28 protein-coding genes are annotated in these 23084 nt (G+C 58.1%); 27 read left to right on the forward strand and 1 reads right to left on the reverse strand.

All coding sequences use genetic code 11. The features are described 5' to 3' along the window. Window positions 1-23 precede the first annotated feature (23 nt). The 25 genes from flgB to ACZYTD_RS03595 all read left to right on the forward strand — a co-directional run bounded on the left by flgB (window position 24) and on the right by ACZYTD_RS03595 (window position 20714). The gene (gene flgB / locus ACZYTD_RS03475) at window positions 24-410 is read left to right on the forward strand and encodes a flagellar basal body rod protein FlgB (RefSeq protein ID WP_463889235.1); all 387 of its coding nucleotides are present in this window, start codon (window positions 24-26) and stop codon (window positions 408-410) included. Next, the gene (gene flgCL / locus ACZYTD_RS03480) at window positions 411-833 is read left to right on the forward strand and encodes a lateral flagellar basal body rod protein FlgCL (protein WP_463889237.1); all 423 of its coding nucleotides are present in this window, start codon (window positions 411-413) and stop codon (window positions 831-833) included. A 9-nt stretch (window positions 834-842) separates the two neighbouring features. Continuing rightward, window positions 843-1520 (forward strand): flagellar hook assembly protein FlgD, encoded by a 678-nt coding sequence (locus tag ACZYTD_RS03485; RefSeq protein ID WP_463889240.1) that lies wholly within the window; start codon window positions 843-845, stop codon window positions 1518-1520. An 18-nt stretch (window positions 1521-1538) separates the two neighbouring features. Beyond that, a complete protein-coding gene (gene flgE, locus ACZYTD_RS03490) occupies window positions 1539-2744 on the forward strand; it encodes a flagellar hook protein FlgE (protein ID WP_463889243.1) in 1206 nt (401 codons plus the stop codon). 27 nt (window positions 2745-2771) lie between these two features. Next, window positions 2772-3506 (forward strand): lateral flagellar basal-body rod protein LfgF, encoded by a 735-nt coding sequence (gene lfgF / locus ACZYTD_RS03495; protein ID WP_463889245.1) that lies wholly within the window; start codon window positions 2772-2774, stop codon window positions 3504-3506. Between the two features lie 26 nt (window positions 3507-3532). Next, the gene (gene lfgG, locus ACZYTD_RS03500) at window positions 3533-4318 is read left to right on the forward strand and encodes a lateral flagellar basal-body rod protein LfgG (protein WP_463889247.1); all 786 of its coding nucleotides are present in this window, start codon (window positions 3533-3535) and stop codon (window positions 4316-4318) included. Between the two features lie 10 nt (window positions 4319-4328). After that, the gene (gene flgH, locus ACZYTD_RS03505) at window positions 4329-4991 is read left to right on the forward strand and encodes a flagellar basal body L-ring protein FlgH (RefSeq protein WP_463889250.1); all 663 of its coding nucleotides are present in this window, start codon (window positions 4329-4331) and stop codon (window positions 4989-4991) included. Between the two features lie 23 nt (window positions 4992-5014). Then, window positions 5015-6133, forward strand: coding sequence for a lateral flagellar basal body P-ring FlgIL (gene fgIL / locus ACZYTD_RS03510; protein ID WP_463889252.1), 1119 nt, complete (start codon window positions 5015-5017; stop codon window positions 6131-6133). Between the two features lie 9 nt (window positions 6134-6142). Further along, window positions 6143-6556, forward strand: coding sequence for a rod-binding protein (locus ACZYTD_RS03515; RefSeq protein WP_463889255.1), 414 nt, complete (start codon window positions 6143-6145; stop codon window positions 6554-6556). Further along, the gene (flgK, locus tag ACZYTD_RS03520; protein WP_463889257.1) at window positions 6556-7899 is read left to right on the forward strand and encodes a flagellar hook-associated protein FlgK; all 1344 of its coding nucleotides are present in this window, start codon (window positions 6556-6558) and stop codon (window positions 7897-7899) included. Before ACZYTD_RS03515 ends, flgK begins: the two co-directional genes overlap by 1 nt. 8 nt (window positions 7900-7907) lie before the next feature. After that, window positions 7908-8804 carry a flagellar hook-associated protein FlgL gene (gene flgL, locus ACZYTD_RS03525; RefSeq protein ID WP_463889260.1) on the forward strand — a complete coding sequence of 299 codons (897 nt, stop codon included), beginning with the start codon at window positions 7908-7910 and terminating at the stop codon, window positions 8802-8804. A 9-nt stretch (window positions 8805-8813) separates the two neighbouring features. After that, window positions 8814-9830, forward strand: coding sequence for a hypothetical protein (locus ACZYTD_RS03530; RefSeq protein ID WP_463889262.1), 1017 nt, complete (start codon window positions 8814-8816; stop codon window positions 9828-9830). Window positions 9831-9890: 60 nt separating this feature from the next. Next, window positions 9891-11177 (forward strand): motility associated factor glycosyltransferase family protein, encoded by a 1287-nt coding sequence (locus ACZYTD_RS03535; RefSeq protein WP_463889263.1) that lies wholly within the window; start codon window positions 9891-9893, stop codon window positions 11175-11177. Continuing rightward, window positions 11174-11455, forward strand: a complete 282-nt coding sequence (locus ACZYTD_RS03540) for a hypothetical protein (protein ID WP_463889266.1) — start codon at window positions 11174-11176, stop codon at window positions 11453-11455. Before ACZYTD_RS03535 ends, ACZYTD_RS03540 begins: the two co-directional genes overlap by 4 nt. Window positions 11456-11698: 243 nt before the next feature. Next, the gene (gene lafA, locus ACZYTD_RS03545; RefSeq protein ID WP_463889268.1) at window positions 11699-12565 is read left to right on the forward strand and encodes a lateral flagellin LafA; all 867 of its coding nucleotides are present in this window, start codon (window positions 11699-11701) and stop codon (window positions 12563-12565) included. Between the two features lie 310 nt (window positions 12566-12875). Further along, complete coding sequence (lafA, locus tag ACZYTD_RS03550; protein ID WP_463889270.1) at window positions 12876-13745, forward strand: lateral flagellin LafA; 870 nt, start codon at window positions 12876-12878, stop codon at window positions 13743-13745. Window positions 13746-13848: 103 nt separating this feature from the next. Continuing rightward, window positions 13849-15162, forward strand: a complete 1314-nt coding sequence (gene fliD / locus ACZYTD_RS03555; RefSeq protein WP_463889273.1) for a flagellar filament capping protein FliD — start codon at window positions 13849-13851, stop codon at window positions 15160-15162. 10 nt (window positions 15163-15172) lie between these two features. Then, window positions 15173-15568, forward strand: a complete 396-nt coding sequence (fliS, locus tag ACZYTD_RS03560) for a flagellar export chaperone FliS (RefSeq protein ID WP_463889275.1) — start codon at window positions 15173-15175, stop codon at window positions 15566-15568. A gap of 200 nt (window positions 15569-15768) precedes the next feature. Continuing rightward, on the forward strand, window positions 15769-16095 hold the full coding sequence (locus ACZYTD_RS03565; protein ID WP_463889277.1) for a hypothetical protein: 327 nt from the start codon (window positions 15769-15771) through the stop codon (window positions 16093-16095). Then, entirely contained in the window at window positions 16086-17231 is a 1146-nt protein-coding gene (locus ACZYTD_RS03570) for a flagellar hook-length control protein FliK (RefSeq protein WP_463889279.1), read from the forward strand. The genes ACZYTD_RS03565 and ACZYTD_RS03570 overlap by 10 nt, the downstream gene beginning before the upstream one ends. An 18-nt stretch (window positions 17232-17249) precedes the next feature. Continuing rightward, the gene (locus ACZYTD_RS03575; RefSeq protein ID WP_463889281.1) at window positions 17250-17714 is read left to right on the forward strand and encodes a flagellar basal body-associated FliL family protein; all 465 of its coding nucleotides are present in this window, start codon (window positions 17250-17252) and stop codon (window positions 17712-17714) included. 86 nt (window positions 17715-17800) lie between these two features. Beyond that, window positions 17801-18448 (forward strand): FliA/WhiG family RNA polymerase sigma factor, encoded by a 648-nt coding sequence (locus ACZYTD_RS03580; RefSeq protein WP_463889682.1) that lies wholly within the window; start codon window positions 17801-17803, stop codon window positions 18446-18448. A 9-nt stretch (window positions 18449-18457) separates the two neighbouring features. Continuing rightward, window positions 18458-19330 carry a lateral flagellar motor stator protein LafT gene (gene lafT / locus ACZYTD_RS03585; RefSeq protein WP_463889284.1) on the forward strand — a complete coding sequence of 291 codons (873 nt, stop codon included), beginning with the start codon at window positions 18458-18460 and terminating at the stop codon, window positions 19328-19330. Then, window positions 19320-20273: a flagellar motor protein MotB gene (locus tag ACZYTD_RS03590; protein WP_463889285.1), complete on the forward strand. Its 954-nt coding sequence runs from the start codon at window positions 19320-19322 to the stop codon at window positions 20271-20273. The genes lafT and ACZYTD_RS03590 overlap by 11 nt, the downstream gene beginning before the upstream one ends. 33 nt (window positions 20274-20306) lie before the next feature. Beyond that, the gene (locus ACZYTD_RS03595) at window positions 20307-20714 is read left to right on the forward strand and encodes a hypothetical protein (RefSeq protein WP_463889288.1); all 408 of its coding nucleotides are present in this window, start codon (window positions 20307-20309) and stop codon (window positions 20712-20714) included. A gap of 6 nt (window positions 20715-20720) precedes the next feature. On the opposite strand, the gene ACZYTD_RS03600 is transcribed toward ACZYTD_RS03595, so the two are convergent. After that, on the reverse strand, window positions 20721-21749 hold the full coding sequence (locus ACZYTD_RS03600; protein WP_463889290.1) for a lytic transglycosylase domain-containing protein: 1029 nt from the start codon (window positions 21747-21749) through the stop codon (window positions 20721-20723). A 142-nt stretch (window positions 21750-21891) separates the two neighbouring features. On the opposite strand from ACZYTD_RS03600, the gene ACZYTD_RS03605 reads away from it, so the two are divergent. Continuing rightward, window positions 21892-22185 (forward strand): hypothetical protein, encoded by a 294-nt coding sequence (locus ACZYTD_RS03605; protein WP_463889293.1) that lies wholly within the window; start codon window positions 21892-21894, stop codon window positions 22183-22185. A 169-nt stretch (window positions 22186-22354) separates the two neighbouring features. Beyond that, window positions 22355-23014 carry a 7-cyano-7-deazaguanine/7-aminomethyl-7-deazaguanine transporter gene (locus tag ACZYTD_RS03610; RefSeq protein WP_463889296.1) on the forward strand — a complete coding sequence of 220 codons (660 nt, stop codon included), beginning with the start codon at window positions 22355-22357 and terminating at the stop codon, window positions 23012-23014. The last annotated feature ends 70 nt before the right edge of the window (window positions 23015-23084 follow it).

Genomic DNA, 23084 nt, shown 5'->3' on the forward strand with positions numbered 1-23084 from the left:
TTCCTGACTACTAAGGAAGGGCGATGAGCATCAATTTTGACAAGGCGTTGGGGGTGCATCCCTATGCGTTGCAGGTGCGCGCCGAGCGGGCACAGATACTGGCGGGCAACTTGGCCAATGTGGACACCCCCGGCTACCTGGCTCGCGACATCGATTATCAGCAGGTGTTGACGGATGTCTCCAGTCGATTGGAGCGTGGGGCCAGCGCCAATGCGGCGGGGGCGAACGGCGAACTGGATCTGGAGCAACCCCTCTACCGGGTGCCCTTCCAGCACTCGGCCGATGGCAACACCGCCGAATTGGGCGTGGAGCAGAGCAAGTTTGGTAACAATGCCATGGATTTTCAGACCAGCCTGACCTTTCTGAATATGAAAATTAACGGTCTGGCAAAGGCCATAGAGGGGCGCTAAATGTCATTCAACCGGATTTACGACATAGCGGGCAGCGCCATGCGGGCCCAGACCGTGCGTCTGGATACCGTGGCGTCCAACCTGGCTAACAGCGACAGCGTCGCCAGCAGCGAAGAGACGGCATTCCGGGCCATCAAGCCGGTCTTCTCCACTCTCTATCAGCGGGTGCAGGATAGCGATGCTTTCTCCTCGGCCCAGGTGCAGATTGCCGGTGTGGTGCAGTCCGATCGGGTCGTGCAGAAGCGACTGGAGCCGGATAATCCGCTGGCGGATGGTGAGGGGTATGTCTACTCCGCCAACGTCAATCCGGTGGAAGAGATGGCCGATATGATGAGCGCGTCGCGCTCTTTTGAGACCTCGGTTGAGGTGATGAACCGCATTGGCAGCATGCAGCAAGGGTTGTTGCGTCTGGGCCAAGGTTAAGGAGCAAGCATGAGTCTGGCACAGATCAGCGCCCTGGATACCGCACGCAGCGGAACCACCACGAGCGATAACACTATCGCCAGCAACGGCAGCAGTGCCAACGATAGCGCAGGGTTGCGCAACGAATTTCTGCAGATGATGGTGGCCCAGATCCAGAATCAGGACCCCTTAAACCCCATGGATGGTACCCAGTATGTGAGTCAGCTGGCGCAGTTTTCCATGGTGGAAGGGGTGGAAAACCTTAAGGTGCTGCAGCAGAAGAATTTGGCGCTGCAGGACACCCAGCAGGTACTGGCCAGTACCCAGCTGGTGGGTAAGGAGGTCATGGCACCGACTAAGTCTCTGACCCTGGATAAGGAGCAGGCGGTGCGTGGCCAGATCTACTTGAGCCAGGCTGCCGATGAGGTGAACCTCAAGGTTTATAACCGTTTTGGTCAAGTGGTGGCGCAACGGCAGTGGGGGGCCAGCCAGAGCGGAGCACTGGGCTACGATCTCGCTACCCTGCCGGTGGGTGAATATAGCTTTGAGGTGGTGGCACAGCAGGGCGGGGTTCAGAGCCAGGCCCAGAATTATGTGGCCTCCGGGGTAGAGCGGGTGACGCTACCGGGGAGCGGTGAGGTGCGTCTGGATGTGGCAGGGGTCGGATCCGTCCCTCTGTTTAGCGTCGTGGAATTTGGCAAGGGTTGAGCCTGAGGAGCATGCAAGATGTCTTTTAACATTGGTTTGAGCGGTCTGCGCGCCGTGAATGAAGAGATGGGTGTCATCAGCCACAACATCGCCAACGTCAATACGGCGGGTTTCAAGTCCGGTCGGGCCGAATTTGCCGCCATCTACAGCGGTGGCTTGGCGGGTGGGGTGGCCATGAATCATGTATCGCAGAATTTCGACCGAAATGGCGACGTGGTACAGACCGGGCGCTCCCTCGATTTGGCCATTTCCGGCGGCGGCTTCTTTATGCTGAGCGAAAATGGCAAGACCGCCTATACCCGTGCGGGTATGTTTCAGATGGATGCCAATACTAATCTGGTTGCGGCGAATGGCATGAAGCTGCAGGGGTATGGGGTCAACGAGGCGGGGCAACTGGTGCCTGGCGTAGTGACCGATATGCAGGTGAGTTCAGGCAACCTGGGTGCCAAGGCATCGACCAGCGTGGAGTTCGTGGCCAACCTGAAGGCCGATGCCAGCCAGATCAACAGTGTGGCCTATCCCTTCGATCCGGCCGAGGTCAACAGTTACAACTTCTCCCAATCCGGCAAGCTGTATGACTCGCTGGGGGTGGAACACGCCCTGACCCAGTACTTCGTCAAGACCGGCAGCAATAGTTGGGAAGATCACTTCTATGTGGATGGCAGTGCCGTCCAGAGCGCCGGTGTGCCTCAGGTGCAGAGCCTGATCTTTAACAGTGATGGCTCCTTGCTGACTATGCCCAGCAAGGTCGATTTGGCTCTGGCGCCGACCGGGGCGGATGCCATGGCGGTAAGCTTGGATATGTCCAGGGTGAGCCAGTATGCCTCCGACTTCAACGTCAGCCGTAACCAGTCCGATGGCTATACCGCCGGTGAGATGAGCGGGGTGCGTATCGAAGAGGATGGTTCCCTGTTTGCCGTCTATACCAATGGCCAGAGTCAACTGCAGGGTAAGGTGGTGATGGCCAACTTCACCAATCCGGGTGGGTTGCAGCAGGGCGATGATACCGCCTGGTATCAGAGTTTTGCCTCGGGGCAAGCGACGCTGGGGGTGCCGGGCTCCGGGACTCTGGGTTCCCTGACTGCGGGTGCCTATGAGGGGTCGAATGTGGATCTCACCGGTGAACTGGTGAACCTGATGACGGCCCAGCGCAACTACCAGGCCAATTCCAAGAGCATCAGCGCGGCCGACAAGATGACACAGGTGCTGTTCAACGCTTTCTAGGGTTGAACCAGTAACGAGGAGAGTGCAGTGGAAAAGTTGATCTACACCGCCATGTCAGGTGCTCAACACACCCTGATGGCCCAGCAGATCCGGGCCAACAATCTGGCCAACGTCAATACGACCGGATTTCGTGCTGACTTCGAGCGTGTATCGGCTGCAGCCATCGCTGGCCCCGGTTTTCCCAGCCGCGTCATGGCGCGTGAAGAGCAGGCGGGTAGCGACTTTACCGCAGGTGCCCTGATGCAGACCGGCCGCAAGCTGGATGTGGCCATCCGTGGCCAAGGTTTTCTTACCGTACAGGCGGCAGATGGCCAGGAGGCCTATACCCGGGCAGGTAATCTGACGGTGGATGGGGAGGGCCAGTTGACCCTGAATGGTCGCCCCGTGATGGGTGATGGGGGGGAAATCGTCCTTCCCGAGTATCGCACTCTCAGTTTTGGCAAGGACGGTACCATCAGCATTACGCCTCCCGGGGGCGGCGCCCGGTTAGAGGCGGGTCGTCTTAAGTTGGTGCAACCCGAACTCAAGGATCTGCAAAAGGGCGAAGATGGCCTGTTTCGTCAAAAACAGGGGGGGGAGCTGGAGAGCAGTGATCAGGTGGTGCTGGCCTCCGGTTTCCTCGAGGGTTCCAACGTCAATGCGGTGAACGAGTTAGTCAGTAGCATGGATCTGAGCCGTAACTTCGAACTACAGGTGCGGCTGATGAAGTCTGCCGATGAACAGGCCCGCTTGGGCGCCAAACTGATTTCTGGTCAGGCATAACCTGATCCTCTCTGGAGAGAAAGAATATGCATCCAGCACTTTGGGTGAGCAAGACAGGTCTCACCGCCCAGGACGCCAAGATGGCGGCCATTTCCAACAACCTGGCCAACGTCAACACGGTCGGCTTTAAGCGTGACCGGGTGGCGTTTGAAGATCTCTTCTACCAGGTGCAGCAACAACCTGGTGCCCTGCAGGATCAGCAGAATCAGACGCCGACCGGCATCCAGATGGGGAATGGCGTTCGTGTCGTCGGCACCCAGAAGGTCTTCACGCCGGGCAACTTCCAGACCACCAATCAGGATCTGGATGTGGCCATAGTCGGCGAAGGCTTCTTCGGCATCGAAAAAGTGGATGGCGAGACGGCCTATACCCGTAACGGTCAACTGCATCGCAGCTCCGAAGGGGTGTTGGTCAACTCCGATGGCCTGCCGCTGGTGCCACAGATCGAGATCCCGGACAATGCCACTCAGGTGGCTATCGGCTCGGATGGCACCGTCTCCTGCACTGTGGCGGGTCAGCAGGGCAATGTGGAGCTGGGGCGGATCACCCTGACTAACTTCACCAACCCGGCGGGCTTGGAAGCCTTGGGTGGCAATCTCTATCGGCAGACCGCTGCCTCGGGTGAACCACAGGAAGGGGTTCCAGGCGAGGAGGCTTTCGGGGCGCTCAAGCAGTACACGCTGGAAGGCTCCAACGTCAATGTGGTAGAGGAGATGGTGGACATGATCACCACTCAGCGCGCCTATGAGATGAATGCCAAGGTGGTTTCGGCCGCTGACCAGATGCTGAAGTTTATCAGTCAATCACTGTAAGGGGGGGGCCATGGGGCGTCTGCTGCTGCTACTGGCGTTGTTAACCGGCTGTTCTACCTATGAGTTGCGACCGCCTGAGCCGGGTGAAGATGAGTGGAAGCCATCGGCACCCCTGCCCATGCCGGCAGCGGCCAAGGCTGAGGACGGCAGCCTCTATCGCCGTGACTACATGTTCACCCTGTTCCAGGATCGTCGGGCCTATCGGGTGGGCGACATCCTGACTGTGATGCTGGATGAGCGTACCCAATCCAGCAAGAAGGCGGATACCAGCATGGGCAAGAACAGTAACATCAGCGTACCGGCTCCCACTATTGGCGGGTCGACCCGCGAGGATATGGGGCTGGATATGTCAGCCAAACGAGCCTTTGATGGTTCGGCGACCGCGAGTCAACAGAATACGCTCTCCGGAGCTATTACCGTGACCGTGGCCGAGGTCTATACCAACGGCGTGTTGCGCATCCGCGGGGAGAAATGGATACGCCTCAATCAGGGTGATGAGTATGTGCGGTTGGGTGGCATGGTGCGGGTGGAGGATATCGACCAATCTAACCGTCTCTCCTCCCAGCGCATCGCTGATGCCCGTATCACCTATGCCGGTCGTGGCGCCCTGGCCGACAGTAATCAGGCGGGCTGGCTCAGTCGCTTCTTCAACTCAGCCGTGGCCCCCATCTGATGGCCGCGCTTGCGAGGAGGGCTATGCGCCCCTGTTTTTTTACTCTGTTGCCTCTGCTGCTCACGCTGCTGGCCTGTCCGTCGGCTGAGGCAGCGCGCAGCCGCAGCCGTCCCCTGCTGGACATAGCCGATGTGCAAGGCATTCGTGACAACCAGTTGGTGGGGTATGGTCTGGTAGTGGGGCTCGCCGGGACGGGTGACCGCAGCCAGGTGAAGTTCACCGGCCAGTCCATGGCGAACATGCTCAAACAGTTTGGCGTGCAGCTTCCCGATGACATCGATCCCAAGTTGAAAAACGTGGCGGCGGTATCGGTGCAGGCCTCCATCTCGGCTCTCTCCGGTAAGGGGCAGACCATAGATGTCACCGTGACTTCTATTGGTGATGCCAAGAGCCTGCGCGGGGGCTCCTTGTTGTTGACGCCCATGCGCGGGATCGATGGCGAGGTCTATGCGGTGGCCCAGGGAAATCTGGTGGTGGGGGGCATGAAGGCCGAGGGGCAGTCCGGCTCGTCGGTGACCATCAACGTGCCAACGGCGGGCATCATCCCCAATGGCGCCACAGTCGAACGGGAGGTGGTCTCTACGTTCGGCGAGAAGAACGAGGTGTTCCTCAACCTGAAACAGCCCAACTTCCGCACGGCTCGCAACGTGGAGCGGGCCATCAATCAGCAGCTTGGCCCGGTCGCCAAGGCGGTGAGCGCCGGGCGGGTGGCCCTGCGGGCCCCCAAGGATGAGAGTCAACGTATCGCCTTCATGGCCTTGCTGGAAGATGTGGATGTGGATCTGGGGCGTGAGCGACCCAAGGTGGTCTTCAACAGCCGCACCGGGACCGTGGTCATGGGGCAGGATGTGCGGGTGCGTAAGGCCGCCGTCAGCCACGGTAGCCTGACGGTGACCATCACGGAGCGCAAGAATGTCAGTCAACCCAATGCCTTTTCTAATGGCAAGACGACCGTCACGCCCGAGAGCGACATCAGTGTGGATCAGGGCCGTAGCAGCATGTTCGTCTGGCCCGAGGGGACGTCGCTGGAGGTGATAGTACGGGCCATCAACTCCTTGGGCGCGGCACCGGATGATATTATGGCTATATTGCAGGCCTTGAATGAAGCGGATGCCCTCGAGGGTGAGCTAGTGGTGATTTAGGGGAAGACTATGAGCCAATCAATCAACTCGCTCGGTAGCATGGATCCGAGTTTTTATCAGGATATGCAGGGGCTGCAGGCCATCAAACGTAACCCGGATCAGCGCGCTGCCCTGGAGGCCGCCACCAGCCAGTTCGAAGTGGAGTTTCTGCAGACCGTACTCAAGCACATGCGGGCGGCCAGCGATGCCCTGCAGGAGGAGGAGGGGCTGTTCAAGAGTCAACAGCAGGGCTTCTATCGCGATATGTACGATAGCCAGTTGGCCATGAGCATGGTCAAGAAGGGCGGAATGGGACTGAAAGAGCAAATGGTGGAACAATTAGCGCCCACATTAAAGAATTCGGCGCCGTCAGTCGTTGTTGCTGATAATACGCAGGAAGCATTTCGCCAGAGCCTGCACGCCATCAAGAGGAAAGCGGACTGATGTCCCTATTTAGCATTGGTTGCTCGGGTCTGAATGCGGCGCAAGCGGCATTGAACGTGGCGAGTAACAACATCGCCAACGTCAATACCACAGGCTACAGCCGTCAGGAGGTGCAGTTTGGTAGCCGTACCCCGGAGCGGGGGCTCGGCGTCAGTGTGGATTCCATCCGGCGCATCACAGATAGCTATCTCACCAGCCAGCAGTGGCGCAGTGCTTCGGCTACCGGTTTTAACCAGAGCTATGAGCAGTACATCAACACCACCGAGCAGGTGCTGGGTAGCGATGCCATGAGCATCACCAAGGGGGTGGATGCCTTCTTCGCCGCCTTGAGTGCGGCGGCCGAGAGCCCGGAGAGCAGTGCCTCCCGCCAGCAGATCGTCAGCGCCTCCCAGGCCTTGGCGGGCCGTTTCAATCAACTGGCGGTGACCTTTGGTGGCCAGCAACAGCAGTTGAATGAGCAGATGGCCACCACGGTGCAGCAGATCAATGGTCAGAGCCAGCAGGTCGCGGCTCTGAACAAGCAGATCATCGAGGTGGCTGCCAATGCGGGCGACACCTCAGCCCTGGAAGATCAACGGGATCAGGCGGTATTGGCGCTGGCCAAGCAGTTGGATGTGAAGGTCAATCGCCAGGCCGATGGCTCCCTCTCTTTGAGTCTGGCTCAGGGGCAGCCTCTGGTGCTGGGGAGCAATGCCAGCACCCTCAACCTGCAGGGCGACAAGTTGACGCTACAATTTGGCCCTCAGCGTTTCCCGGTCGAGCAGAAGATGCAGGGGAGTCTGGGGGGCTTGCTGGCCTATGGTCAGGAGGTTCTGAAGCCGACGCTGCAGGAGTTGGGCACCATGGCCAGCAAGCTGGCTGAGGCCATGAACAGCCAGCAGGCGGCAGGCTTCGATATGAATACCCCCCGCACTCAGGGCAAGCCCCTCTTCAGCTTCGATGCCAATGATCCGGCCAACACCCTGACGCTGAGCAGCGGTTTTCAGCCGGAAGATCTGGCTTTTGGGGCCAGCAAGCTGGACGCCAGTGGCAATAAGGTCGCCGAGGGGGGCGTGGGCGATAACCGTAATCTACTGGCCATGCTGGCGTTGAAGGATCAGCACTACGATGCTTACAGCAAGCTGCTAGGCAAAGTGGCGGTGGGTAGCAGCCAGGCCAAGGCCGAGCTGGCGGCCAGCCAACAGCTGGCTAAACAGGTCGGCGACAAGGTGATGAGCGTCAGTGGCGTCAACCTGGATGAGGAGGGGGTGAGCATAATGCAGTACTCCAAGGCGTATCAGGCCAATGCCAAGGTGATCAGCACGGCTGACCAACTCTTTAATGAATTGCTGGGGATGTTTTAGGAGTGACCATGCGTATCAGTACCGGACAGATCCAGCAGACCATGCTGGCTAGCTTGCAGGAGAACTACAGTCAGTATGGCAAGCTGGATATGCAGATGGCCTCGGGTAAACGCATACTGCAACCCTCGGATGACGCCATAGGTTCGGTGCAACTGCTCTCCCTGCACAAAGAGCAGACCACGCTGGGCCAGTATCAGAAGAACATCAGTCAGGTGACGACCCAGTTGTCACAAGATGAGGTGCAGCTGGAGACCATGACCAACATGATGCTGCGCTTGCAGGATCTGACGCAGACGGCGGCCAATGGCAACTATTCTCAGGGCGATCGCCAGGCTATGGCCATCGAGATGCGCAGCCTGCAGGCGGGGCTGTTCGATCTGGCCAATGGTCGGGACGAAAATGGCTCCTATCTCTTCTCCGGCAGCGAGGTGCAGAAGGCTCCCGTGCTCAAGGATGCCGCAGGCCACTATCAATACCAGGGCGACAGCTATCAGCGACAGGTGGCCGTGGCACACGGCGTCACCCTGGCGGCCAATGACAATGCCCAGGCGCTCTTCTTCGACGGGGGAAATTTTTTCCAGCAGTTGGAGAGTTTCGTCTCCGTGCTGGAGACAGCGTCAGGCGCTGTGAATGCCGAGGCCAACACCATGCTGGGGCAAGTATCGACTACCCAGGAGAACATCAGCCGGGTACGCAGTGGCATAGGGGCGCGCATGAATACCCTGGAGCAGTTGAATGCCTCCCATGATGAGATGACGCTGTTCAGTAAGCAGGTAAGCAACCAGATCGAATCGCTGGACTACTCAGCGGCCACGACCCAGCTCAGCAATGTGCTACAGGCCCTGCAGGTCTCCCAGCAATCATTTGCCAAGGTGAACAGCCTCTCCCTGTTCAATTACCTCTAAGGGTTGCGTATGCAGATCAACAGTGCGCGCATTAATACGGTTACCGAAACCACTCCCCAACGCGCGGGGATAGGGCGACGCGCTGAAAACCAGACTCAGGGGGCCAGCAAGACCCAGGATCAGGTCAAACTGCCACAACTGGATCGCTATAACCGTTGGGCCGTGATGGGCCAAACCCAGCAGCGCATCGCCGATGCTCAGGGCAGTGAACAATCGCTGGTGATGGCTTATCGCCAGCTCAAGCAACTGGAGCGACAGCTCAACCAGAGTGGTCAGGCCAGCAGCCAGATCCAGCAGCAGATTGCCGCGCTCAATGAGCAGCTGAGCAGTGATTCAGGCTTATTGGATGGCGAGCTGAAACCGACGCTGCTCTCGGGGCAGGCACGCCAGGCTAGCTATGTGTTGGACAAAGTAGACCTGCTCAGCGCCAAACCCAGCGCCGAGCGGTTGCAACTCTTCTTTCCGGCGTCAGGGCGCTCGACTACCGTCAATATCCCGGCCGGTGCCCAAGGGGAGCAGGTGGTGACCCTGCTGCAGCAGGGGTTGGCCGACGAGCAAATTCAGGTCAGCCGCAATGACCAGGGCCAACTGCAATTTACCCTGCCGCGCAGTGAGAGTCGTAAACTGGATGAGCCTGTACTCTTCTCCGGGCAGGGTATTCGGGTGCCGGCGGGGGAGCCGGTGGCCATCAAGCTAACCCCGGCCCAGAGCGAACTGGGCAAGCTGGGGGATGGTCTCTCCCGTGGCGAAGTGCGCCAGGAGCAGGCGCGTCTGCAGCGGCTGCTGGGCACCATAGAGCAGTCCATGCGCGATCTGAAGAAGTTCCGCCAGCAGATGCTAACCCAGTTGGAACAGGTTAAGGCCCGTACTGCCGCCATGAGCGAGCAGGAGCTGCAGCAGTTGGAATCCCAGTTGCAGGGGCAGTTGCAGGGCAGTGATTTCGGCCAGACGGTATCCGGACTGGTGGCTCAGGCCAACGTCTCCCGCCAGAATGTGGTGGCGCTGCTGAGTGACGGTTCGAACTGAGTTTCGCTTATTGGGCGCTTGCGCTGAATAGGGATTGTTTCCGCTGACAAGATGTGACCCATGACGAATTTTTTCCCGCAACACATGGCTTTGATCCAACAACGCTGGCCCCATTTGCTGGCGCCATTGCAAGAGCAGGATATCGATGCCATTCCGGCCGAATTGATCGAGGGGCGTAGCTCGACGCTGGCGATTGATGGCATTCAGTTGAGCAGTCGTCACGATCGATTGCGCGAGGCCCGGCTGCAAGCCGACGCCATTCCGTTGACACACAAGGCGTTGACCCTCTACGGGATTGGGCTGGGCGATCTGCCTCGGGAGCTGCTTAAACGAAACCAACTCAAGGTCTTGTCTGTCAAGGTGATGAACCGGGGCCTCTTCGCTATGCTGCTGCATCTGCTGGATCATAGCGACTGGTTGGCCGATCCTCGCGTCACGCTCTCTTTTGCCAGTGACGATCAGTGGGTCGCCACCCCCTATACGGCCATCGCGGCCGAGCTGGAGTTGGCTGATGAGCCGACGCTCAAGCTGCGTGACCGGCTGGTCATCGAAATCAAGCGTAATCTTATCAATAACGAGTTTGCCGAGGGCTGGATGGCGGAGCGATTACAGAGTAATCGCCAGCTGATTTCGCAAGATCAGGACGTTTCGGCCCTGTTTAAGTCACGGCAGGGGGGCGAAGCCTATGTGATTGCCACCGGACCCACCCTGGCCCAGCATTATGCTACCTTGAGGCTCAAGTGCGAACAGAGAGAGCGCCCGCTCTTTATCTGTGTGGATACAGCCTTGCGCCCCTTGCTTGAGCACGGTATCCGCCCCGACATAGTGGTCTCAATGGATCGCACCATAGATGCAAGCCACCTGTTGCCGGAGCACTCTGCGGACATGACCTTGGTCTACATACCCATGGTGCCTAATGATGTGCTTGCTGCCTGGCAGGGGGCACGTTATGTCGCCTATGAGGCTTTGGCGACATATGACACCCTGCGTAAGGTGCTGCCCAGAAGCAGTCTCTACTCTGGTGGCAGTGTGATCCATCCTGCCATGGATTTAGCGGTTCAGATGGGGGCGTCAAAGATCACCCTGTTGGGGGCCGATTTTGCTTTCCCTGGGGAAAAGACTCACTCAGGTTGGGATGATGGTGTCTTGGGGGCCAAGGCCAGCACGGCTAATCGCACGGTCGTTGATGGCCATGGGGGACAGGTAAGAACCCTGCTGTCATTCTGTATTTATTTGAATTATATGGAATATTACATCAGCAAGCAGACGGGCATCCGGTTTTTCAATGGCAGCCGTGATGGGGCGAAAATCCAGGGCACTGAGTACAACCAGGAGTTTGCCCTATGATTAATGTTCCGAGCTTCAAAACGGGCGGCCAGCAAATCGCCCAGATCTTGCGCAACGGTTGGGATGAGTCGGGTTGCGTCGAGAGTGCTCGTCTGTTATCGGCCCTTATTCCCGTTCTGAGGGCGGTTCCCACCCCCCTGCAGCAGCGCTGCGTACAGATTTCTAGCGCCATTTTGGCCTGCCAGGAACGACATGACTGGCTGGGATTGGCTGATTACCTAGAGTATGAGTTGGTTGAGTTGTTGGATGAGCTGGATGCTTGGCAGCACTCGCTATAGCCAGCGCATCGCCATTCAGTGTTAGCCAATTTAGGCAAACATCTTATTAACGGGATGGCAGTTGTGTATAAGCGTCAGGTATTGGGCTGGCTATTACCGAAGGCTCAGCCAATAACCGTTGTCTGCAGATGTTTAACAAAAATAATAAAATTTTAAGAGTCGTTTAATTTTTGAAAAGCGGTTGTCGCTCTATTACTCATGTCGAATGCTGCCCTGTAGGGCGCTACCATCAAGGAGCAACACATGAGTCTTTCTATCCATACCAACTACGCGTCACTGGTTACGCAAAGCCAACTAGGTTCCACTAACAAGACCCTCACCACCGCCATGCAACGCCTGGGTACTGGCCTGCGTATCAACAGTGCCGCCGATGATGCAGCCGGTCTGCAGATTGCCACCCGCTTGCAATCGCAGTCCAATGGTCAGAAGGTTGGTATGAGCAATGCTCAGAGTGCTATCTCCATGCTGCAGACTGGCGAAGGCGCCATGGAAGAGATGACCAATATTGTTCAGCGCATGAAGGACTTGGCTACTCAGTCGGCGAACGATACTAGCTCCTCAGCGGATCGCACCGCCATGAATGCCGAGTTCAAGGAACTGACGGCTGAGTTGAACAACATTGCGAATAACACCACGTTTGGTGGTCAGAAATTGCTTAAAGCTGGTTCATTCGAAGGGAATGTGACCTTCCAAATTGGCGGCGATTCAGCCGAGAAACTGACTCTCGATGGTACTACCGGAGCCTTGGCTGTTGGCCTGAAGGCGGTGACCGGTACTACCTCTGGCATTGGTGTGACGGCTATTGCCACCGATGGCGTTGATACTCTGGCTCATGCCCAAGCCGCCATGACCGCGCTGGATACGCTGCAGACCAACATTGGCACAGTCCGTTCCGCCTTTGGTGCCAATATCAATCGCCTGGATCATACGGTCAACAACCTCTCCAATATGAAAGAGAATACTGATGTGGCCAAGGGGCGGATCCTGGATGCTGACTATGCCGAAGAGAGCAGCAGCATGACTAAGAACCAGATGCTGATGCAGGCGGGCATGTCCGTGCTTTCCAACTCCAGCCAGATGACCAGCATGGTGACGTCGCTGTTGCGTTAAGCACTAAAGCCACTGGGGAATAGGTAATTAAGCCGGGTTATGAATAATAACCCGGCTTTTTGTTGCCCATGTTAATGATCCTAGTGCCGCAAACAGGGATCTATTTTTTCACTTTATATCATGCTGAAATTTTATTTCCGTAAGGAAAGTAGTTTTCCCGCACTAAATCATGAGGTCTCGTGCTCGATGCCCCATGAGGAAAAAAACATTAAAAAAGTCTGAGTGAAATTTAATTTTCTTGAGGCAGGGGTCGCTCTATTACTCCTGTCAGATGCTGCCAGTCTTGGGCGCCACCATCAAGGAGTAACACATGAGTCTTTCCATTCATACCAATTATGCGTCACTGGTTACTCAAAGCCAGCTGGGCTCTACCAACAAAGCCCTCACCACCGCCATGCAACGCCTGGGCACTGGCCTGCGTATCAATAGCGCCGCCGATGATGCCGCCGGTCTGCAGGTCGCTACTCGTCTGCAATCGCAATCCAATGGTCAGAAGGTCGGCATGAGCAATGCGCAGAGCGCTATCTCCATGATGCAGACTGGCGAAGGTGCCATGGAAGAGATGACCAATATCGTTCAGCGTATGAAGGATCTGGCGACGCAATCTGCGAACGATACCAGCTCGACTGCCGATCGCACCGCCATGAATGGCGAGTACACAGAGCTGTTGGCTGAGTTGGGTAACATTGCCAATAATACCACCTTCGGTGGTCAAAAATTGCTGAAGGGCGGTTCTTTCGAGGCGGGTGTCACCTTCCAGATCGGTGGTTCCTCAGGCGAAAAACTTACACTGGGCACGGCAACAGGCTCTCTGAGCGAGGCGCTGAAGATAGTGACGGGTACTACCGCCACCAATGGTCTGGATAATGCGGCGGTGAAAGCCGGGGTCGGTAGCTTAGCTAGCGCACAAGCCGCCATGACCGAACTGGATACCCTGCAGACCAACATTGGTACCGTCCGTTCCGCCTTTGGTGCCAATATCAATCGCTTGGATCATACGGTCAACAACCTCTCCAATATGAAGGAGAATACCGATGTGGCCAAGGGGCGTATCCTGGATGCCGACTATGCCGAAGAGAGCAGCAGCATGACCAAGAACCAGATGTTGATGCAGGCGGGCATGTCTGTGCTTTCCAACTCCAGCCAGATGACCAGCATGGTGACCTCACTGCTGCGTTAATCATCAATGGATGCGTTCGTAAGGGCGTACTAGAGAAGGGGATCCGGAGGCGCGCCACAGGCTTGCTTTTGCGATCCCCTGTTTTGTTTAGAAGGAAGATGAGATGGCGACGAGTATTGATCCTACCACCATGGCCCAAACCCTGGTCTCTGCCGAGCGGCAAGGCATGGATCAGTTGCTGAGCAAGAAGGCGACGACGATCAAGAATCAGCTGAGCGGCATCTCGACACTCAGCAGCAAGCTCTCCACCTTCCAGACCCTGCTCAAGGACCTCAACAAGGTGAGTACCCTGCAGGCCCAGAGCACGACCCTCTCCCAGGATGGGGTGGTGAAGGTGAGTAGCAATGGCCAGGCCGCTGCCGGCCAATATAGCCTGTTCGTCCAGCAGTTGGCCCAGGCCCACCAGCTGGGCTTGTCGTTTGCCAGTGAGACAGCGCCCATGCCAGCCGATGGCACTTTCTCGGTGACGGTGAATGGCAAGAGTATGGATCTCAATCTCAACACCCTCCCCGCCGGCGCTACCTTGAAAGATCTGGCCACGGGGATCAACAACAGTGCGACCAACCCGGGCGTTCAGGCCAGCGTGGTCCGCACGGGGAGTTCGGTGCAGCTGATGCTCACCAGCAAGGATACTGGGGCGCTCAATGCCATCTCCTCCGTGGCCTATGTGCCGGGTGCCGGTGGTGTGGCCAGTAATGACTTGATTGCGAGCATTGCCGGCAAGAGCGTCATCAGCCAGGCCAAGGATGCCATAGTCAAGCTGGGCGCCGACAACCCGCTCACTATTACCTCCAGTAGCAATAAGCTGACCACAGTGGTGGATGGCCTGACCCTGGATCTGAGCAAGGCCCAGGCCGTAGGGGACGCGCCTATCCAACTGACAGTGGGGCAGGATACCCAGGCCATGACGGCCGCCTTGCAGAAGTTTGTCGATGGTTACAACTCCCTGGTCGGTGATCTGGGCAAGTTGACTAGCCGTGAGGGCAACGGTGCCCTGGCTGGAGATAGCTCGGCCAAGAGCCTCATCAGCCTGTTGCGCACCCAGATACGGCAGTTACCCGGTGGCATGACCCTGAGTTCCCTCGGGATCAAGAGCGACAAGAGTGGTAGCCTCTCGGTCGACAGCGCGGCCCTGCAGAAGAGTTTGACCTCCGATCCGACTCTGTTGACTAAGGCATTGCAAGGCGATAGCGGTTTATTGAAAACTTTGCAGAGCGCCACCGAGAGCTATACCAGCCGTACTGGTATCATCAAGCAGCGCAAGGAGAGCCTGCAGCGGGATCAGACCCAGATCAGTGATAAGCAGGATGCACTGGATACCCGCATGGAGCGGACGTATCAGCGTTATCTCCAGCAATTTACCCAGCTCAACAGCCTGATGAGCCAGATGTCCCAAACCAGTTCCCTGTTTGCCTGAGGAAGTCGCCATGCACACGTTTGACCCCGGATTCGATGCTTACCAACAAACGGCCACTCAGGCCCGAGCCGCCGCCGCCGACCCTCACCAACTGGTGTTGATGTTGGTGGATGGCTTGCTGGATGAGCTGGCGCGCACCGAGGGACATATGCAGGTGCGCAACTATGAGCGCAAGGGGCAATCCATCAATAAGTGCCTGCAGATCCTGGGTGGTCTCGACAGCGCGTTGGATATGGCGAGTGGCGGCGAGCTAGCAGAGAACCTGCACCGTCTGTATGACTTCTGCGGTCAGCAACTGTTCGAGGTGAGTGTGAGTAATGAAACTGCGGGCCTGGCGAGAGTGGTGCGCATCATCGGCGAACTTCGCGAAGGGTGGCAGGCCATGGCCAAGGCGCAAGCCGCCTGACCAGTGCTTGCCTGCGCTCGATTTGATGCGGTCGCCTAGGCGACCGCATCTGTTTTCCGGTTACCGTTTCCGCCCGGTCGGAAGTCAGACTTCCGCTTTGTGATGGCATTAATCTCAACCTATTGTTTTAGCTTTACTTTTAATGTGGCGCAGCCCTTGCTTCGCGCTTGGATAGTACCTGGGTTGAGAGGAGTCGACTAATGAGTAATGAGCAGCGAGACGCTCTGCTACGCTGGCGCCAGCAGTTGCGCCAGCTGGGCGCGCTGTTGCAACAGCATAGCCAGGCGGAGCAGTGGCTGGCGTTGGCTCGCGTCGATCAGCAACTCGCCCAGTGTTTGCAATCATTGCAGGGCCAGTCGATCTTGCGTGTGCAGTTAGCGGATGAGCTGGCTTGGCTGCAACAATGTCATCAGGATGCAAGGCAATGTTGTGCCACGGCCCAGAGAGTCGTGACACAGGAGATGGATCGCTTCAACCAGTGCCGGGAAGGGGCGCTGGCCTATCAGGAGAGTGAGTTATGGCGATAACCATCCAGACCCAGACCGATACGGCTCCCCCTGCTCAGGGGGGGCGGGAGAGCCCGATCCAGGGGCGTTTAGCCGAAGGTGAGGCGCGCCAGAGCGAAGATTTCGTCCAATCCTGGGCGCCTCTGGTGCACAGTGGGGATGAGACTGTGCTGGCTCTGCCCCCATTGCCAGTTGCGGAGGAGGCTGCCACCGCGCACGCCGAGGCCCAGCCCACAGGCAGCGAGGGAAGTGCAGATGAAACGCCACTCGCCTGTTGGTCACACTATGCCATGCTTGCCACCACTCAGCCTTTGACCCAGAGTCTGCAGCTTGCGGCCCCCGCGACTACCGAGGCAAGTGCCCGGCAGAGGACGGCAGAGGCAGCGGGATTTTCCGGTGCAGGTTTGACCGTGCCACTCCTGGCGGCCCGCTTTGCGGCCCAGGGATCTGCCGGAAGCTGGTCCGCTGAGGTGACCAGTTACAAGCCGCTGACTACTCTTCAGCAGACAGATGCCAAGGCGGCAGAGAGCGCACTGAGCGAGGTTCCGGGGCCTGTGACCCAGAAGGGTGTCCCCTTGGCTCTGCTGACCCAACTGCAGGCGGTGGAGCCCGCGCTTTTGGATCGCAAGGCGACTAAGTCGGTGTTGAGCGAGCTCTCTGTGCCGGCCGCCGCGCCTCAGGAGGCGTTGCGCAGCGATGCGCCGCTGCCCCAGACGGCAAAGGGTTTGGAGTGGGCGCCGCTGAAACTGGCCACACCCCAGAGTCAATGGGGCGAGCAGATGCTCTCTACGCTCAAGGAGCGCGTGGAGATGCAGGTCAGCCAGAATATCAAGCAGGCCCACATCCGGCTCGACCCGCCCGACCTGGGGCGGCTGGAGTTGACGGTTCGCATGGACGGCGATCGCCTCTCGGTGCAACTCAATGCCGCCAACCCGGCCCTGCGGGATGCGCTGATCCAGAGCAGTGAGCGGTTGCGTATGAGCCTGACGCCCCAACATGCGGGGGGCGTGGATGTGAACGTGGGTCAGGGGGACAGTCGGCAACAAGGAGAAGCGCCGGAAGAGGAGTGGCGCATTCTGGCCGGTCGGCGGGAATTGTTGGTGGAAGAGACAACGCAAGCGGGGCCTCGCCTCGATCGGCTGAATGCCCTGGTTTAACCGGATAAGGAGATCGCAGTGAAGCTAGTTCGTGTATTAGTGATAGCCGTTGGGGCCCTGGTGTTGATTGCCGGCTCAGTGGCCGCATCCTGGGTGGCCTTCCAGCATAAGGATACCCTGTTCTCCTGGTTTGGCTCGGCGCCACCCAAGAAGGAGTTGAGCAAGAAGCCGCTATTCAAACCCCTGGACAAGCTGGTGATCAGCCTGCAGAGCGAGGACAGCAGCCACTACCTGCTGCTGGAGATGGCATTGGTAACCCATGATCCGGAACAACTGGCCCAGCTGGATGAGCTTAAACCGGTGATCCGCAATGCCATGGTGCAATATTTCAGCCATCGCAGCTTGGAGCAGGTGCGCAAAGATCTGCAACAACTGGAGGTGCTGCAGGGCGATTTGCTGGCCAAGCTCAGTGGCACCATCAGCAACTATGGTTATAAACCGGCATTGGATGATGTATTGATCACCAAAGTGGTAGTCCAGTAGGAGGTCCGATGTTGCAGGCAAAGGAGTGGTCGGGAGACGACGCTTTCGTGCCCCACCGCCTGACTCCAGCCAGGGAGCAAGCCTTGATGTTGCGCTACCTGCCACTGGTCAAGCGGGCCGCAACTCATCTGCGCAGCCAGATCTCGGCCACCTTCTGCCGCGAAGATCTGGAGCAGGTGGGGCTGATGGGGCTGCTGGAGGCCCTGCGGCGCTATGGTGGTGAACCGGATGAGCAGTTCGAATGTTACGCCTTCAAGCGCATTCGCGGTGCCATGCTGGATGAATTGCGGCGTCAGGATTGGCGGCCTCGTCAGGTCCGGCAGCAGGCTCATGACTTCAACCATGTGGCCCGCACTCTCTACAACCGCCTGGGGCGGATCGCCAGCGAGCAGGAGCTGGCCGACGAGATGAAGCTGGATCTGGAAGAGGTGCGCAACCTGCACTACGCCAGCCAGTCGGAGGCCATGCAGAGCCTGGATGAATTGTTGGAGGGGGTGAGTGGTCACCCCAGCTGTGAAAACAACGAGATTGCCCGCCTGGAGCTGCAACGCTCCGTCAAGCAGGCCCTCTCGCAACTACCCAAACGGGAGCAGTTGCTGCTCTCCTTGTATTATCAGCATGAGCTGAACATGAAAGAGATAGCGCTGGCGTTGGGGCTGACGGAATCCCGAGTCTGTCAGTTGCATAAACAGTGTCTCGTGCAACTCAATCAACAGCTGGCCGATCTGCTGTAAGGAACCAGGATGCAAAAACAATTGGGTGTGGCCATCGTCTTCATCTGCGTATTGGGCGGTTTTATGATGGCGGGGGGGCGAGTGCTGGCGCTCTGGCAGCCTGCGGAGATGATCATCATATTGGGAGCGGCGGCTGGGTCACTCATCTTGGGCAACTCCAAGCAGGTGTTGCACGAGATGTGGGTACAGGTGAAAGAGGTGATGGTGCCCAAGAAGGCCGAGGGCGAACTCTATCGTGAATTACTGACCCTGATGCATCACTTGCTGGAGGAGATCCGGCTCAAGGGGATGAAGGCGCTGGATGAGCATGTGGAAAACCCTCAGCAGAGCTCGGTGTTTCTCATCTACCCCGTAGTCGAATCCAACCCGCTGTTGCTGGGCTTTATTACGGATAACCTGCGGTTGTTGAGCATGGGCAAGATCAGCCCTCATGAGCTGGAAACCCTGCTGGAACAGGAAATCATGGCGTTAGAGGAGGAGATGCTCAAACCCGCCCATGCCTTGCACAAGACGGGGGAGGCCTGCCCGGGATTCGGAATCCTGGCGGCGGTCATGGGCATCATCATCACCATGCAGCAGTTGGATGGCCCCTTGGGCGGCATAGGCGTCCATGTGGCGGCGGCGCTGGTGGGGACCTTCATCGGTATCTTCATGTGTTACTGCCTGTTGGAACCGACCAGCAGCGCCATGGAGGAGTTGGTAAAGCGCCGTATCACCTTGCTGATGTGCGTCAAGTCTATACTGCTGGCGCAGTTGCGCGGCAAGAGCCCGCTGCTGGCTGTGGATGCGGGTCGCAAGGTATTGGAGCCGGATGTGAAGCCGAGTTTTATTCAGATGGAAGAGTGGGTCACTAACCGGGCTGTGATGAGCGATGCGCAATAACGAACAGGTCATCATCAAGCGCCAACAGCGGCGTGATAGCCGCCCCCAGGGGGGAGGCGCTTGGAAGGTTGCATTCGCCGACTTCACCCTGGCCATGATGTCGCTGTTCCTGGTGCTATGGATTTTGGCTGTTTCCAATCAGGAGGAGCGCCAGGTGGTGGCTAGCCGCCTGCGGGACTACAGCATCATGGATAACGAGGCTAACCCCTTCGAGATCCAGAACAGCCCCTACCCCATAGACCTGGGTGGGCAGCCTTCCGTGCTGGAAGAGGTGGCGCCTGAATACACCAAAGATGGCGAGATCAAGCCCGCAGCCAACATGAGTGCCAAGGATGAAGGGCGCGCCAAAGCCGGGCAGGGTTATGGCAGTCTGACGTCGGGTCATTACAACGATCCCAAGCAGTTGCAGGTGCTGGCTGGCTTCATCGAGAAGGTGGGCGAGAACATGCAAGCCAGTAACAATATCGAGTTGCAGATAGTCCCCCAGGGGTTGCGCATCCTGATCCGTGATGATGAGAAACGGGAGATGTATGCCCGCAGCAGTGCGCGTATTACCCCCTTCTTTCATCATCTGTTGATGGCCTTGGCTCCGGTTTTCCAGCGGGTGGAAAACCCCTTGGTCATCTCGGGCCATACGGATAGTACCCCCTTTGCCGGGGAGAACTACAGCAACTGGGAACTCTCGGCCGATCGGGCCATGACGGCGCGACGGGTGTTGTTGGCTGGTGGTATGCCGAGCGGTCGGGTCGCCCAGGTCATGGGCATGGCCGATACCATGCTGGATAACAAGAGGGATCCCAAGGCCAGTGCCAATCGGCGCATTGAGTTGCTGATCCTCAATGACAAGGCTCATGCCGATCTGGCTGCCTTGTTCAACAGCCAGGCACCGACCAGCGCCATGGCCCAGGCGGTGAAACAAGCCAAGAAGGCGATAAATGAGTAAAACGAGGGGCAGGAGATGAGAGGGCTATCCCATATGGAGCTAGAATGGATAGAGGAGCTGGGGCCGGGGCGCCGCACCGATCCCAGGCTCTATTTTCATGATGGCGAGACGCCGCTGGAGATCCAGAGTTCCGGTGTGCCTGCCCAGATGCGGGTTCCAGGTTTGCTGTTTGATGAGCTGGTAGGTCGAGCCATAGTCAAGGATCTGAGCCTGGGAGGCGTGGGCTTCATCGCCTTCAGTCGGTATGCGCTGCCGGATCGCCTTCTGCTGCTGCTGGGGGATTGCCCGCCTCTTTATTGCCAGATACTCCACCGTCGCCTGGTGGCCCCCCAGCTCTGCTTCTATGGTGCCCGCTGGTATCAGAGTGAGCGCACTCAACTGGAGGCCGTGTTGGCCCGCTGGCAGGCGCAACGGGCACAACAGGCGCAAGCCTCGGCGTAATCCAAGCTAGGGTTTTAGCTTTAGCAGGGGGCGTTTTTGCTCCATCCCCAAGGGGTCATTGTGGCGCAGACTCTGGCTGTTGCTGCGCGGGGCCAGATCCAGACCGTGGCTGCTGGCCAGGATCAACGGGTCATCCAAGCTGTTCAAGGAGAGCAGAGGGGCAACGCCTCCCATCACCAGACCCAGCTTGCCCGCCGCCTTAGCCATGGCGGCGGCGCGGTGAGCGGGGACTAGCAACGGGTACTCCTCGGCTTGGGTCAGCAGACCCTGACGCAAGGCCGGGTTCAGGGCGGCCAGCTTGGCCTCAGGCCAGTGGCTCACCGCCGCTAAGGCGGCCAGTGAGAGGGGAGCATGATAACGCCGCACGACCAACTCTTCCCCCGCATTCCAATCCGGTAGGGTGACGCCAAACCGTTCCGGCGCATTGATGATCTCGGCCAGCGCCATCAGGCGCGGCACATAGCGCCGGGTCTCTTCGGCTAGGGGCAGGCGCCAGTAACTCAACTCACCACTCTCCTGCTGGGCCCGCTGGATGCGCCCTTCCCCGGCATTGTAGGCGGCCAGGGTCAGCAGCCAGTCGCCATCGAAGGTCTGGTTGAGCCAGCTGAGATAACCCAGTGCCGCTTGGGTAGCCAGGGGGAGGGAGTAGCGACCATCAAATTGACTGCTGATGGGCACACCATAACGCCGTGCCGTGGCGGGCATTAGCTGCCACAGCCCAGCGGCCCCAGCGGAGGAGATCACCTCCTGGCGGTAACCACTCTCGATCAAGGGGAGCAGGATCAATATGCCGGGTAGTTGACGGCGGCGTACTTCGTGGGCGATCTGGCGGATCAGCGGTTGAACTGTCCGCAGGCGTGTCTCCAGATAGCCCCTATGGCGCAGCAGATCTTCCCGCTCGGCATCAATGCGGGTGCGGGCCTCCTGCTGCAGTAGGGGGGGGAAGATGCTGAGCCACTCCTGGCTGGGGTAAGCCAGCAGGTGCGGGCTGACAAGCAGGAGGGCAAACAGGCCGAGAAAGGAGCGAATATGCATGCTTAAAGTGTGCCTCCGAGCGGATAATTAGGCCAGTATCACCCGGCTACGGGTGGTGATCTTTACGTTTTTTTTCCGCAGCGGGTCAGTTTCGACCCCTTTTTGTCGCTATAGTTGTTTGTATAACTACAGGCAATGATGAATGGCGCATACGATTCAGACAGGTAAAGCTCACTCTAATGGACTACAAAAGTTTCTCCTGTACCTGATACTGGCGAACTTTTTGTTGCTCTATCTCTATGCCGCCCACATTGGTGAGCTGCCTTTCTTCCAAGGCTTATGGGTGACCTTGCTGGCCATCAGCTACAACCTGATGCTGTGCCGTCTGGTCAATCGCCGCGCCCGGCGTCGGGGCGATGATTATATCGTCTACCCTGTGGTCATCTCGGCTATCCTGCTCTGCAGTATCGTCTTGTACTACTTTATCATCCGCTAACCAGAGGTGGTGGTGCTCATGATCAATAAGGATCCTAAACGATCCTTGCCGCTGGAGAAATTTTCCGTATAATCCGCCCCCTTGCCTGCGCCTGGCGTTTCCCTGGCTAGAAAAAATGGGTTCCCTCACCCCATACCCGCGTTATGGCTTCAATCAAAAAGGACACAATATGGCTTTGTCATCCGCGCACTATCAGACGGCGCTTATTCGTCTGTCCCTGTTCCATATCGTCATCATTGCCGCCAGCAACTATCTGGTACAGCTGCCCATCACCTTGTTTGGGCTGCATACCACATGGGGAGCCTTCACTTTCCCCTTCATCTTTCTGGCGACCGATCTGACGGTGCGGATCTTTGGTGCGGACTTGGCCCGTCGCATCATATGGCGGGTGATGCTGCCGGCCTTGCTGCTCTCCTACGCCTTGGGCGATCTCTTCTTCGAGGGGCAGTATCAGGGGGCGGCGCAACTGATGACGTTCAACCTGTTTGTGGCGCGTATCGCCTGTGCCAGCTTCATGGCCTACTTGCTGGGGCAGATACTGGATGTCTCGGTATTTAACCGCCTGCGCCAACTGAAGGCCTGGTGGGTGGCGCCGACCGTCTCGACCATAGTGGGCAACCTGCTGGACACAGTGGCATTTTTTGCCATCGCCTTCTGGCACAGCCCGGATCCCTTTATGGCCGAGCACTGGGTAGAGATCGCCATGGTGGATTACGGCGTCAAGCTGCTGATCAGCATAGGGCTGTTTGTGCCCGCCTATGGGGTGCTGCTGCGCTATCTGAGCCGCAAGTTACTGGGAGCGGCTCCCGGCAATTTGCAGGCCGCTTAGGTAGAGGCATGATGTTTTTTTGACAATCGGTCAAGCTGTGATCGATCGCACTTCCTTCGCCGAGCAAAGT

It is taken from the genome of Pseudaeromonas sp. HNCC25DJ180 (assembly GCF_055413345.1).